This window comes from Pseudoalteromonas sp. PAST1 (assembly GCF_021532515.1).
GTDB lineage: Bacteria > Pseudomonadota > Gammaproteobacteria > Enterobacterales > Alteromonadaceae > Pseudoalteromonas > Pseudoalteromonas simplex.
Genome location: NZ_JAKGBH010000017.1, coordinates 63,151 through 77,340, shown reverse-complemented (window position 1 = coordinate 77,340; position 14,190 = coordinate 63,151). Strand labels below are relative to the sequence as shown.

At 41.8% G+C, this 14,190-nt stretch carries 11 protein-coding genes; 4 read left to right on the top strand and 7 right to left on the bottom strand.

The window, feature by feature from the left end:
• Positions 1 to 195 precede the first annotated feature (195 nt).
• Positions 196 to 2,148 (bottom strand): alpha/beta hydrolase family protein, encoded by a 1,953-nt coding sequence (locus tag L1272_RS10475; protein ID WP_199529892.1) that lies wholly within the window; start codon positions 2,146 to 2,148, stop codon positions 196 to 198.
• A 77-nt stretch (positions 2,149 to 2,225) separates the two neighbouring features.
• Positions 2,226 to 3,131: a DUF808 domain-containing protein gene (locus L1272_RS10470; RefSeq protein WP_199529891.1), complete on the bottom strand. Its 906-nt coding sequence runs from the start codon at positions 3,129 to 3,131 to the stop codon at positions 2,226 to 2,228.
• 113 nt (positions 3,132 to 3,244) lie between these two features.
• Between L1272_RS10470 and L1272_RS10465 the strand changes: the two genes are divergently transcribed.
• The 4 genes from L1272_RS10465 to L1272_RS10450 all read left to right on the top strand — a co-directional run bounded on the left by L1272_RS10465 (position 3,245) and on the right by L1272_RS10450 (position 6,447).
• A complete protein-coding gene (locus tag L1272_RS10465) occupies positions 3,245 to 3,532 on the top strand; it encodes an MliC family protein (RefSeq protein WP_054554672.1) in 288 nt (95 codons plus the stop codon).
• Positions 3,533 to 3,617: 85 nt separating this feature from the next.
• Positions 3,618 to 5,084, top strand: a complete 1,467-nt coding sequence (gene ubiD, locus L1272_RS10460) for a 4-hydroxy-3-polyprenylbenzoate decarboxylase (RefSeq protein WP_138618737.1) — start codon at positions 3,618 to 3,620, stop codon at positions 5,082 to 5,084.
• A gap of 87 nt (positions 5,085 to 5,171) precedes the next feature.
• The gene (fre, locus tag L1272_RS10455) at positions 5,172 to 5,885 is read left to right on the top strand and encodes an NAD(P)H-flavin reductase (protein ID WP_138598968.1); all 714 of its coding nucleotides are present in this window, start codon (positions 5,172 to 5,174) and stop codon (positions 5,883 to 5,885) included.
• A 145-nt stretch (positions 5,886 to 6,030) separates the two neighbouring features.
• Positions 6,031 to 6,447 (top strand): CBS domain-containing protein, encoded by a 417-nt coding sequence (locus L1272_RS10450; RefSeq protein ID WP_054554669.1) that lies wholly within the window; start codon positions 6,031 to 6,033, stop codon positions 6,445 to 6,447.
• Positions 6,448 to 6,456: 9 nt separating this feature from the next.
• Here L1272_RS10450 and add read toward each other — a convergent pair whose 3' ends face one another.
• From add to hemC, 5 genes are all read right to left on the bottom strand, one after another.
• Positions 6,457 to 7,458 (bottom strand): adenosine deaminase, encoded by a 1,002-nt coding sequence (gene add, locus L1272_RS10445; RefSeq protein WP_054554668.1) that lies wholly within the window; start codon positions 7,456 to 7,458, stop codon positions 6,457 to 6,459.
• A gap of 103 nt (positions 7,459 to 7,561) precedes the next feature.
• Entirely contained in the window at positions 7,562 to 10,258 is a 2,697-nt protein-coding gene (locus L1272_RS10440; protein ID WP_199529889.1) for a CHASE domain-containing protein, read from the bottom strand.
• A gap of 30 nt (positions 10,259 to 10,288) precedes the next feature.
• Entirely contained in the window at positions 10,289 to 11,398 is a 1,110-nt protein-coding gene (locus tag L1272_RS10435; protein WP_235373331.1) for a heme biosynthesis HemY N-terminal domain-containing protein, read from the bottom strand.
• A complete protein-coding gene (locus L1272_RS10430) occupies positions 11,395 to 13,215 on the bottom strand; it encodes a uroporphyrinogen-III synthase (RefSeq protein ID WP_235373330.1) in 1,821 nt (606 codons plus the stop codon). The genes L1272_RS10435 and L1272_RS10430 overlap by 4 nt, the downstream gene beginning before the upstream one ends.
• A 1-nt stretch (position 13,216) precedes the next feature.
• On the bottom strand, positions 13,217 to 14,155 hold the full coding sequence (gene hemC / locus L1272_RS10425) for a hydroxymethylbilane synthase (protein WP_054554664.1): 939 nt from the start codon (positions 14,153 to 14,155) through the stop codon (positions 13,217 to 13,219).
• Between the last annotated feature and the right edge of the window lie 35 nt (positions 14,156 to 14,190).

Below are 14,190 nucleotides of genomic sequence, written 5' to 3'. Positions count from 1 at the left end.
TGTTGGTTTTATAAATGCTTATTAGCAATAACAGAGTCACTCTCCTGCTCTGTTTTAAATTGCAACTAGGCTTCATTGCTTAATGAACGAATCATCTTTTGAGTTTGTACAACTTAAAGGAAGACCTTGCACACTAGCACGCTTACGTTCCCGTGCTAAATCCTTGCCGGCGAGCTTGCTCGCCGGCACTTTTCATTAAAGCTTTAAATGATCATCTAAAAAAGCCAATACTTTTTTATAGTAAAGAGTGCGGTGCTCTTCTTTATAAAAACCGTGACCTTCATCATCTAATAGCTCATAAATATAGGGATGATTCTCTTTCTTTAAAGCAGAAACTAACGACTCAGCTTGCTCGATAGGCGCCCTTCGATCTTCCCCACCATGAAAAATTAATACTGGAGCTTTTAACTTTTCTATATTGTAGCTTGGTGAAAAACGCTTTAGTTGCTCTTCATCCTCGCCTAATACCACTTTTAGAAAACGTTGCCCGCTATCACGCTCAGATACATCTCCCTCATCAAACATGAGTGGTAAATCATATACACCTACAACTCCAATCGCACACTGGAACATACCAGGTTCCAAGATCGCACTTTGTAACGCGGAATATCCACCAAAGCTGGCCCCCATAATGCAAATGTTACCTTTATCAGCAATACCGCTTGAAATAAGATATTTTACACCATCTATAATATCGTATTGTATTTCCTGTCCCCACTTGCGATGGCCGGCACGTTCAAAATTTCGTCCAAAGCCACCTGAGCCACGAAAGTTAACCTTTAGTACAGCAATTCCTCTACTCGCAAGAAGCTGAGCTGTTGAGTCATATCCCCACCAATCTCTTGGACCATGAGGACCCCCATGCGGCATTACTACTAATGGTAAGTTTTTTTCTTCAGCGTTATTTGGAATAGTTAAGTAACCGTAGATAGCTAGTCCATCACGTGCTGTAAAATTGATAGGCTTTGTAATCGCCATTTGACTAGGTTTAATCCAACTTCTGGATGAGAATAGAAAACCGAGATTATTAGTTTTAGCATCAAATAAGTAATAACTGCCAGGATTAGTGTCACTTGAGGCAAAAATGACGCTCTTATCACCATTTACGGTACTGCTGACTAATTGAACTTGCTGGCCCTCAAGCACTCTTAAAAGAGCTTTTAATTGCTGGCTTTTCTTAGTGTTATTATCTATAAAAGAATAGGTTGGGTAGCCTAACTCATGCTCGACAGCAAAAAGTTCTTTTGATACTTCATCCACCCACACCTGCTTTGGTGAAACACTTTTTTCTTTATGGATTAGATCAAATTGTTTAGTTTTAAGATTTAACTTATAAAGCCCTTTAGCTTCTCCGTTAACAGAAGCCGTCACATAAGCAGATTCATCCGTGCTATCAAAAGCATGCAACCCAACATCACTATACGAAATATCCTTTAAATTGAGCTCTTCCCACTCACCACCAGATTTAGGGCGGATATATATTTTTGGATTAATATAGTCATCAGTCGAGGCGGATACTCTTACGTTGCCTTCATGATCAGTCAGAAAACTAGCCATTCTTGAAGGTGAACGTGTGATCTTTTTTCTTGTCCCTCGATAGACATCTACTTCATACACAATCGTGTGAGGCTCTTTGGCAGCTGTCCATGGTATGGTTAAAACCAACATTTTACGCTTATTTTCTACCAATGGGTCAAGCACATAAGAGGTCCCTAATACAGGAGTTGCCTTTTTAATTCTCGTCCCAGTTTGCCTTTCACCTTGATAACCAACCAAATACTCCCCTTGACTGCCGTCTGCGTTTACACCAAACAACTCACCATGGTATTCAGGATGATCTTTCCAACCTTTTAGATACTCTTTAGCTAATACAATACGCTCTTCATTCACCCAGTAATAGTTGCCGACTTGAGCATTTTTTGGAAAGTTTATCGCATGCAATACCTTAAATGTATCAGTATCCAAAATCATTAAAGAATTCTTGCCGTTAGGCTGCGTCATTACGGCTAGGTATTTACCAGTAGGTGAAATCTTCACACTTCCAAACTCGCTAGCTTTACTGAAGGTTTCAATTGGTAAAGGTTTTGGTTTTGCATTACTAATAAAGCTAATAAGCAAACAAGATATAATTATGATTAATCTAGACATAAAATTCCCTTTTAAATTTAGAGTAAAATAAAAGGTAACAAATAACTCCCAACCAGTATACTTATAAATAACAATTGTTACCGAAAAAATCTCTTATAGATAATTGTCATTAAAACGACGATCCCCCCAGCCAAAACACCCAATAAACCATCAAATATAATCGGCGTAGCCAACTCCCCAGTTTTGCCAACTAAATCCGTTACAAACTCGATGCTACCTTGCTTGACGTGATGCAAAACAGGGATCCCATGTACCAATATGCCACCGCCAACTAAGAACATAGCAACCGTTCCTGCAAAGGCTAAAAAGCGCATTAACTTAGGCGCTGCAGCAAGTAAAAACTTACCTACAAGCTCTTTAAACTTACCGCCACTTTGCTGCGCTTTTTGCAGTAAATACAAACCAGCATCATCAAGTTTAACAATCCCAGCAACTAACCCATACACGCCAATGGTCATAATAATTGCGATTACACTGAGCACTAAAGCTTGATTAACCAGCGTTGCGCCAGCAACCGTACCTAGCGTTATCACTATAATTTCTGCAGAGAGGATAAAATCAGTACGGATTGCTCCTTTGATTTTTTGCTTTTCGTATTCTTGTAAGTCTTGTTGTTCAACCACACCTTCATCTTCTTGTTGAGCGTGACCAAACAGCTTTTCGATAATTTTCTCTGCACCTTCAAAACACAAAAACAGCCCGCCAACCATTAACAGCGGAGTGATTAACCAAGGCAACCAAACACTAATCAATAACGCTGCGGGCACTAAGATGGCTTTGTTGATAAACGAGCCTTTTGCCACAGCCCAAACCACTGGCAACTCTCTATCGGCAGTTACCCCTGTAACTTGCTGAGCATTAAGCGCGAGGTCATCACCTAACACCCCTGCTGTTTTTTTTGTTGCGACTTTACTCATCGTCGCAATGTCGTCTAAAAGTGTTGTAATATCATCAAGTAAGGTTAGTAAATTTGTGCCTGCCATGGTGGTTCCTTGCCCATTAAATACACTATCAACATAACTTATCCTGCCATTTTCACCAACGGTTAATTTTTCTTTGTTAGGCTTATAGCTCATTCAAAAATAGAGGTGTTTCTATGATTAAACCACTTCTCTCGGGGCTCGCTTTAGTTACCTTGTGCGCATGTGCTGAGCAAAGTGCACCGAGCAACTATCTGTGCGATGAGACCCTCAGCGCCAGTATCGTTGAGTACAATGATGAGGAAGCCAGACTGACATTTAAGGAGAGTGAATATTTACTCAATCGCCAAGTAAGCGGCTCTGGGGTTAAATACAGTGCCGATAATGTGCTGTTTTGGTCTAAAGGCGATGAAGCCATGCTGATTTTAAGAGGTAAAAAGTACCAATGTAGCTTAACCCAGTAATAGCAAAAGCTTTCGTGGCTAAATTAGCTTAATCAGTGGTTTTGAGTATAATAGCGACAGTTTATTCAGCGTTTAAGCGGCTATAATGAAATACAAAGATCTTCGCGAATTTATCGAGTTATTAGAACAAAAAGGTGAGTTAAAGCGGATCAAACAAGAAATTGATCCTTACCTTGAAATGACCGAAATTGCCGACCGTACGTTACGTGCAGAAGGCCCTGCTCTGTTATTCGAAAACCCTAAAGGTCACACCATTCCCGTTCTTGCTAACCTTTTTGGTACGCCCAAACGTGTAGCGATGGGTATGGGCCAAGATGATGTCAGTGAACTGCGCGAAGTTGGTAAGTTATTAGCTTTTCTAAAAGAGCCTGAGCCACCAAAAGGCATTAAAGAGGCACTAGGGCAAATCCCAGTATTCAAACAAGTACTGAATATGCCAGCTAAAGAAGTAAAAAAAGCGCCTTGTCAGCAAGTTATACTTGAAGGCGATAATGTTGACTTAACTAAGCTGCCTATCCAACATTGCTGGCCGGGTGATGCTGCTCCCTTGATCACATGGGGTCTAACGGTTACCAAAGGGCCTTATAAAAAGCGCCAAAACTTAGGCATTTACCGTCAGCAGCTATTGGGTAAAAACAAAATTATTATGCGTTGGCTATCGCACCGCGGTGGCGCATTAGATTTTCGTGAATGGTGTAAAGAGCACCCAGGCGAACCTTACCCTGTATCTGTCGCATTAGGTGCCGATCCTGCGACAATCTTAGGCGCTGTAACACCAGTACCAGACACCCTAAGCGAATATGCATTTGCTGGTTTACTACGCGGTAGTAAAACTGAAGTTGTTAAATCGGTTTCAAATGACCTACAAGTGCCTGCTACCGCAGAGTTCGTGCTTGAAGGTTATATTATGCCAGGTGAAACAGCACCAGAAGGCCCTTATGGCGACCACACAGGTTACTACAACGAAGTAGACGAGTTTCCGGTGATGACGGTCACTCACATTACACATCGTGAAAACCCAATTTATCACAGCACTTACACTGGCCGTCCACCAGATGAGCCAGCAGTACTCGGGGTTGCATTGAACGAAGTGTTCGTACCAATTCTGCAAAAGCAATTCCCTGAAATTGTAGATTTTTATCTACCACCTGAAGGCTGTTCTTATCGTATGGCTGTGGTCACGATGAAAAAACAATACCCAGGTCATGCCAAGCGCGTGATGATGGGGGTGTGGTCTTTCTTACGTCAATTCATGTATACCAAGTTCGTGATTGTTTGCGATGATGATGTAAACGCACGTGATTGGAACGACGTGATCTGGGCCATTACAACGCGTATGGACCCTGCTCGCGATACGACGATGATCGAAAACACGCCAATTGATTATTTAGATTTTGCATCGCCAGTTTCGGGCCTTGGCTCAAAAATGGGCATGGATGCAACCAATAAATGGCCAGGCGAAACAGATCGTGAATGGGGTGAGCCCATTGTTATGGATCCAAAAATCAAAGAACGTGTTGATGAATTATGGGACAGCTTAGATATTCTCTAAGCTGTGACTATGTTAAACTGCTCAAAATTTAACGGTTATGAGTGCGATTCATAACCGAATTTGCTTCTGTGCTTATAAAGGTAAACTATGCAAACATTACTCGCTGACGTTGTTGCGATCAGCCCGCTTACAGACCATGTACATAAGGTCATTTTGAAACCACAGCAACCTGTGTCATTCGAGGCAGGCCAATATATGCAACTTGTATTAGGCGAAAAAGATAAGCGTGCCTTTTCTATTGCAAGCCGCCCTTCACAAACTGACCAAATTGAACTACATATTGGTGCCGCAGGTGCTGATTCGTATGCAATGCAAGCGCTTGATCATTTACGTCAAGCACATACAGAGCAACAGCAAGTTAATGTTGAAGTGGGTTTAGGTGTATCACAGCTGCGAGTTGAGGGTGAGCGCCCAATTATTCTACTTGCTGGCGGTACTGGTTTTTCTTATGCCAAATCAATGGCTGATCACCTTGCTGAAATTGGCTGTGAGCGCCCTGTATTATTTTACTGGGGTGTTCGTGAGCAAGCTGCGCTTTATGCTCATGATGAAATGCAAGCATGGGCAAACAGCAACCCACATTTCCAATACATTCCAGTGGTTGAAAATGCGCCGCAAAGCTGGACTGGCAAAACCGGTTACGTCCACAAGGCCGTTATGGAAGATATAGTGTCTTTAGAACCATACGATATTTACATGGCAGGCCGCTTCGACATGATTGGCGTGGTTCGCGATGATTTTATTAACCATGGTGCGGTACGTGAGAACATGTACGCTGATGCATTTGCATTCATTAAATAACTAACTCATACCGGTTATTTTTAAGGCATCCAATTGGATGCCTTTTTTATTTGTTTTACCTATCGCCTTAATCCGTCTAAACGATTTCACAAACTGCATTTCCTTGACCATACTCTGTTTAGAATAACGATGGGGAGAGACCCAAATGCTAAATACAAAAGTACAAGACTTTATGCAACGTAAGTTGCCACACATTACGCCTGAAACTGAAATGACCACCGCGATTAGCGAGCTGCAAAAGTTTAAATTACTAGGCGCACCTGTATTCGATGACAACAAAAGTTTAGTTGGCTTTATTTCAGAACAAGAGCTGCTGCAACCGCTCATGCAAAACAGTTATTTCTGCGATGGCGTGGTAAAGGTAAAACAACTCATGCGCACCGATGTTGTTACCGTGAGTAGCGATCAAAATATCATTGAGTTGGCTGATGCCATGAAAACGGGTAAGCCAAAGAATTACCCAGTTATCGAGGGTGGTAAGGTTGTTGGCATGATCAGCCGAGGTGACGTGCTCAAGGCATTATATGAAAACTACGTTTCATGCCAAGAGCACCAAGTATAAGTTAGCTGCTTAACGATTAGCAGCTAACTGTTTTAAAGCCGCTTTATCTGCATCGCTTAAATAAGCAATTTCAAGCGCATTAGCTTGCGCTTTTTCCATATCGGCTTGGCTTAACCCTGCCGCAGGTGCTGCTACTTGATACTCATACGCTATTTCAATACCTTCAACGGCCGGATCATCAGTATTAATCGATGCCAAAATACCATGGTCTAAGAAGGTTTTTAGCGGGTGTTTTGCAAGCTCAGCAACAGTACTGGTTTGAATGTTACTGGTTAAGCAAGACTCAATACCAATGCGCTTATCACGTAAGTAATCCATTAGTGCAGCATCTTCAATTGCTTTTACACCATGACCAATACGCGTTGCACCAAGCTCGTTAATTGCTTGCCAAATGCTTTCGCTACCGCGTGCTTCACCGGCATGAATCGTGGCAGCTAAGTATGCATCATGAACTTGTTTAAAGTGATCAACAAATAGCTCACCCGGGAAACCAATTTCATCGCCAGCTAAATCAACCGCCACTAAATCATTTTTAAAAGCAAGTAGCGCATCAAGCTCTTGCTGACAGATTTTGGTGCCATATGTACGCGACATGATGCCGATTAAGTTAGCTTTAATTGGCGCGTTTTGGCACGCACTTTTTACACCATCAACCACCGCTTCGACAACTCCTTGCGGGTGTAAGCCTTGGCTTTGCGCCATATAATATGGACTAAAACGAAGCTCAACGTAATCGAGGTTTTGGGCAATCGCATCTTCAACGTTTTCGATAGCAATACGACGACAAGCATCGTAATCACCCAGTACTTTTACACCCCAATCAAGCTTTTGTAAAAATGCCACTAAATTTGGTTCAGGGTCGATAACCTGTACGTGCGGAATAAGCGCTTCAATGTTGTCAGCAGGTAATTCAAGATTAAACTGACGACCAAGGTCTAAGATCGTTTGTGGGCGAACATTACCATCTAGATGACGGTGAATATCAAGCAAAGGGAGTTTGTTATTGATCATAATTAGCACTCAGGTTCAGTAAATTTGCGCGGATCATACGTACCCACGGCGATATTTCAAGTTTAGATGATTTTATTTACTTTTTTGAGGTCAAATGTCTGCTTTAATGGCCGCTAGCATTATGCAAAAAATGCCACAAGGTTTTAAAAAGTTTATCAGCATCAATTGGTTTAGTTAAATAACCATTCATACCACTGGCTAAACCTTTCTTAAGATCATCATCGTGGGCATTTGCCGATAAGCCAATAATCGGTAAATCGGTGATCAGTAACTCGTTGCGAATAACCTTAGTCGCTTGTAAGCCATCCATATTCGGCATTTGAATATCCATGAGTACAAGGTCATAGCTTTTTTCACTGATCATCTTAATAGCCTCGTGGCCATCTTTAGCGATATCAGGTTGGCAACCTTTAGTTTTTAAAATCGAACTCGCCACATGTTGATTCAATGGGTTATCTTCAACCAATAGAATTGTATCGCCAGCAAATGAAACAGCTGTCACATCGATATCAGCTAACTCATCGTCGCTATGAATCACCTCTTCAAGAGGGGACTCAAATGGCAGCGAAATTGTAAACGTTGAACCTTGCCCCTCAGAGCTACTGAGGCTTATCTCGCCTCCCATCATAACAATGAGTTTTTGGCAAATACTCAAGCCTAAACCTGTGCCACCAAAGCGACGAGAGGTTGAGCTATCGGCTTGTGAGAATGGTTTAAACAGGCGCTGCTGCGCCTCTTTACTGATGCCGATGCCAGTATCAATAACACTAAAGTAAGTAAATTTACCCTGCTGCCAAATACGTAATGTAATCGTGCCTTCTTGAGTGAACTTCACCGCATTGTTTAACAGGTTTAATAATACTTGTTTTAAACGAATTGGGTCGGTGTGGATCAATAAGTGCGCAGATGCATCAAACTCAACCTTAAACTTTAAAGCACGGGAATTAAGTTCAAACTGCAATAAGTTAGTCAGTTCATTAACCAACGCATTCACATCGATGGGTTCTTGATGTAGCTCCAATCGCCCCGCTTCTATTTTAGAAAAATCTAAAACATCATTGATTACCCGTAATAGTACATTCAATGCACCATCGGCTTGATCAATATAACCACGGGCTTGTTGCCAGTCAGGCTCTTGCATTGCTAAATAATGCAAACCTTTTATACCATTAATAGGTGTGCGTATTTCATGGCTCATATTCGCCAAGAACTCACTTTTAATTTGGCTGGCTTTATCGGCTTTTAGTTTTTCTTCGCGAAGGCTTTGAGTTTGTTTCGCTACTTGCTGACGAATTTGAATATTAGTACCGGTTACTGAAATCAAAAATGTGATCAATAACCAAACAAACAGCATACCGACTATTTGCGCTAGCCAATAAGGCAGCCATGACGACTGCGCTACTGACTCCCATAATTTCACCTGCCAAACGCGCTCGCCAATAATAAAATTAAAGCTCGCAATAGCGGTTGTACCAACACGGTGTGGGCTGTAAATCTCGACAGGGTTAGTACCATCGGTAACATCAAAAAAACTGGTTTCAATCTCAGTATTTTGATTAAAATTTAGTGTTTGTGCCAGCAACTCTAAATTAACCACAGCAACAACATAACCCCGAAAGCCGACCTGATGATTAATGTCTGAATAAACAGGGTTAAAGAATAAAACGCCCTTTTCGTTACCATCACCTTGCATCAAAGTAATAGGCTCACTGACGGTGACATTTTTAATTAACCGAGAGTCAGTTAACGCTTGTTTACGTAACTCGTTTGAAGCCAAATCAAAGCCTTGCGCTGGTTCGTTCCCTACTAATGGATGAATATATTGCACCGGAAAATAGACTGCTCTCTTACTTACCGGCTGCCACTGTCCTGCAGCATTTTTTTCTTTCACGTAGTAATCAGCACCCAGTTCATCACGCAGTAGACTTTGATAGTTATTTAGTTGTGAGTGAATAACTTTAGGTGCCCACTCAAGGGCAAGGATTTCTTTGCTATATTGTAGTTGCCTTGTTGTAAAACGCTTAAATTCATCAAAATCAACCATGTCACTACTAGCAAAAAAAGTAGCTAATAAAGATAAATGCGATTTAATTTCATCAACTTGGTGTTCAAGATTAGTATGAATTGCACTGACTTTTGCTTGCTGGCGCTGTAAGTCTTTGTCTTTTTTTACACTGGCTGCACCATAAAAGCTGACACAAATAACCACATAAATTAATAACGACGGCACAATGATTTGCAGCCGTTGACGAGTGTGGTGGTAACTAAATGCCGCTAAAATTAATGGTGTGAAAATCAGCACCCCAATGCTGTCGCCAATCCACCATGCGATAAAATTATTAAGCGCCGCATAACTCGGAATAACATTATTAATGACCAATAAGCCGGTGCCAATTGATGCTGCAATCAAGCTACACAAAGGGCCGCCTATCATTAAACCAATCATACTTTGCTTTAATGACGATAACTCAATCGGGCGTTTAACTACATGAATTATAATGTAATAGGCAAGCCAAGCCTGAAATGTTGATGCACTTGTCACACCAATAGCTTGCAACATCATTTGCCAGTGAAAAATATCAGTAACTTTATCAAGGTGAATAAGGTTTACAAAGAACGCCCCTAGCAAAACTCCTAGCAGAGCACGATTTCGAAGCAGTAAGATACTGGCAAGCGCAATACCTGCAGGCGGCCACGCTGCAACCGCATAACCATCAATCGCCAGCAAAGAATTACTTAAATACCCTGTAAGAAAGTAAGCAAGTGCAATACTTATTGTCAGTGTAAATAAGTTTTTCAAGCCATTGCTCCTTTGCCGGCTGAAGTAAAATTATTGATAGAGTACCAATGCTTTTTCTGGTTGGGCACTCTTACTATAACTAAGAACCGCTTGCTGCAAATAGGCATGGCGGTTATCAGCATTAAGCGCTTTATCAAACACCCGCGCAGCTAAGTCATATTCACCATGCGCATTTGCTAAACATGCAAGGGCTAATAGTAAATCTGTATTTTCGGTATCTTTTTTTAATACATCCTGCAAACTTGATTGCAACTTGAGTGCATCGCCAGCGCTACTAGTACGTAAAATACGTGCTAAGTCTTTATGTTGCAGCGGTTTTTTTATCATTTTAATTAAGCTTAGCTCAATTTTGTTTAACTCACCTGCCTTCGCCATCGCCGTTAAATAGCTTACCTCAGCATGTGGTTTCAGGTTTTTGGCTAATTGCTCATAACGCTCAGTTAAATCTCCGTTTGATTGAGCTGCAAAGTAACTATCAAAAAGTTGTTGCCACTCTTGCTCTGAAAGTGTTTTCTTGCGCAATAAACGCGGCATAAAGTCATTCAATGACGCCCACTTTTGCTCTTTTACCAATACATGGGCATACATTTTAAGCTCTAAACTCGTGGCTTTTTTGCGCTCAGCTAACGCTTTAAGGTCAGCAAAAATGGTGCTGGTTTCACCGCTAGCAATCCATAAATTAGCCACTTTTAACTGCTTATCCTGGCTTATTTTATCAAGATAACTAACCGCTTTTTCGCTCTCATTGTTAGCTAATGCCGCTTTAGCAAGAAGCGCATAACGTATATCGCTCCACTTATCTGCAACACTATTGTTATCAAGTGTAAGCTCAAGCTGTGCATAATCGTTATTAATTAAGCTCCATACACCTTGCTCAATAGCCGCTTGTTTACGCTCTTCACTGCGCGCAAAAAAGCCATGGCGTGTATGGCTATATAAAGATATTACGTAACGGCAAAGCTTATAAAGTAAAAACAGTGCAGCGAATGCTAATATTAAAAGTGCTGTGATGCCCCAAATAGTCCCTTCAATGGTTGTTTTATTAAAGGCAATTAGTACATAACCCTTTTGATCTATAAAAAAAGGGGCAATCCCTAAGCAGACTGCTATTGCAATAATGATTAATAAAAAGCGGATCATTGTGCCCACTCCTTCACCTGCTCAGTACTTTGTAGTGACACTTTTGGACTAAAATCGAGCTGCTCTTTCGAAAGCTCAGCAAGACTTTTTAAGGCCGCTTTTGTTTGCGCATCATCTTGTTTAAAGTAATCTTTTACCAAGCTATGAGCAGCATCAACAGCACTAAAATACACACTACTTTGTTTACTTAATACCGCATCTTGCGCTTGAGCTAAATATAAACTCAGGCGCTGTTTTACTAGGTGACGCTCTTGCTCACTTAAAAATGGTGCGATAACCATATCTTCACGTGTGCGCACTTTAACAAAGAAGCCTTTAAACTGCTGCCACGACTTCGCAAGGTTTTGACGCCACTCACTGACATTTTCACTTAATTGATTTGGGTCTTCTTTAACGACCTCTTCAGGGAGTGAAATAGCATTAAATACCAGTTCATCAACTTTTTGATTAATGCCATGCAGTTTTAAATAAATTGCCTCAACAGCCACAGGTTCTATGGCATTCAAGGTTTGTAAATCTTGGTGAATTACTTGGCGAATAGCGCCTGTACCCGGGTGTTCTGCAAGCAAGCTATCTAAGCGAGATAGCACAGCAGCAGCCCCTTGGTAATCGTGCTCTGCCCACAATTTAAATTCGGCCATACGCTGCAAGCTTGTGACTTCTTGCGGATTAAGCGTGAAAGTTTGCTGCTCGGCGCGCTTTAAAGCCGCTTGTAATTGCTGCTGTGTTTGCTCAGCACTTTCGTTTAGTGCATCAGTGACCTTTTGTTCACTGTTATAAAGCGAGTGCTGCATTGTTTGTTGGGCACTTTTTAATGCATCAATTTGCTGCTGTAAGCGAAGGTTTTCATCTGTCAGTTCAGTCAATGCCACAGCCGATTGCTGATCGCTATTTAATTTTAGATAAAACTCATAGCCAACTGCACAGGCCACTAAAAGTGAAATAAGTAACGCTAAGCTACCTGTTTTGCTGATGCCTCTTTTAGCTTGTACAGGCGCTTTTGCCCCAGTATTTGCCGTTTGCGCTTTTTTCTCTGGCTGTGCAGTCACTGGCTTTGCGGGTTGTTTTGATTCTGCTTCACTCATTTTGCTACCTTGCTGATTAATGCAGGTGAACATAGCGTTGTCGCTCGCCCCTGCAGCAATATGTATCTGTGTTCTTACGACATTTTGTTGCTTTAAATAGTCAGCGATACGCTCACTGGCAACGAAAAACTGTCGCTCTTTCAACCATGCAAGCTGAGGCTCTTTTAGGCCATTAAAAATGGCATCCACCGCTGCATTACTGGTAATGACTATACCTTCTACATCAATTGTTTGCCAGTGGTCCATCCACTTGCCCGGTTCGCTCTCAATTGCGCTTCGCTTGTAAACAACCAATTGATTTAATAAAGCACCACGTTGTTTTAACGTTTTTGCTATGGTCGTGCGCCCACCTTCACCTTTCACTAAAACAATGTTACTTAGTTCAACATCTTGTAGTGTTTTTAATTCAAGCAGACCTTCTGAATCATGCTGTTTGGGCACTGCGGCTCGTCGCCCAAAGGCTTCATAAACCGCATCAGCCGTTTGCTGACCGACCGCATAAAGTTGCGCTGCTTTGTTGATTGTTGGTGTGAGTTTTAACAAGGCATGCACGGCATCTTGCGAGATAAAAATGATTTTATCGGCATTTTCTAGCGGCGCGAGCTCACTACTATTTACTGTGAGGTAATCTAAGGTAAGGACTGGGCACAGGGTTGTTTGATAACCCGCCTGCTGAAGCTCAAGAGCAAGCTCAGTGCCTTTTCCTTCTGGACGAGTTATCAAAATATGCATATTAAGCGTCTCTATATACTTCAGCTAAAATTTTATCAGCACCTTGCTCAAGTAGCTTTTCAGCAAGTGTAATACCTAACTGCTCTGCGTCAGCCACTGGGCCTGTCACTTCATCACGTAGCATTTGGCTACCATCAATAGCGCCCACTAAACCACGTAAATGCACTTGCTCACCATCGACCAATGCAAATGCACCAATAGGTACTTGGCAACCACCTTCTAAACGGCGATTCATAGCACGCTCGGCATTAACACGAATGCGTGTTTCATTATGTTCAAGTGGCGCTAACAGTGCTTTTGTTACTTCATCATCAATACGGCACTCAATACCCACAGCACCTTGACCATTTGCAGGTAATGATACCTCTGGCTCGATAAAAGCTGTAATACGCTCTGGCATTTCTAAACGAATTAGACCCGCTGCAGCTAGGATGATTGCATCATATTGACCATCATCTAGTTTTGCCAAACGCGTATTAACATTACCGCGCAAGTCACGAATGTCTAAATCAGGGCGCGCTTCGCGAATTTGGCATTGGCGGCGTAAGCTTGATGTACCAACAATAGCGCCTTGTGGTAACTCATCTAAGCTTTTGTAGTTGTTTGATACAAACGCATCGCGCGGGTCTTCACGCTCACAAATTGTGTGTAATGCTAAACCTTCAGGAAACTCAACAGGTACATCTTTCATCGAATGCACCGCAATATCTGCACGACCATCTAGCATGGCTTGCTCAAGCTCTTTTACGAATAAGCCTTTACCACCTATCTTGGCCAGTGGTGTATCAAGGATAATATCGCCTTGTGTCGACATAGGAACCAACTCTACCGTTACGTCGTCATGGAAGTGCTCTAGTTGAGCTTTTACAAATTCAGCCTGCCATAAAGCAAGTGCACTTTTACGGGTCGCGATACGAACTAGTTTTGTTGTCTGTGTCATGAAAAATCCAATTAATTATCAGGCTGATACTAAAT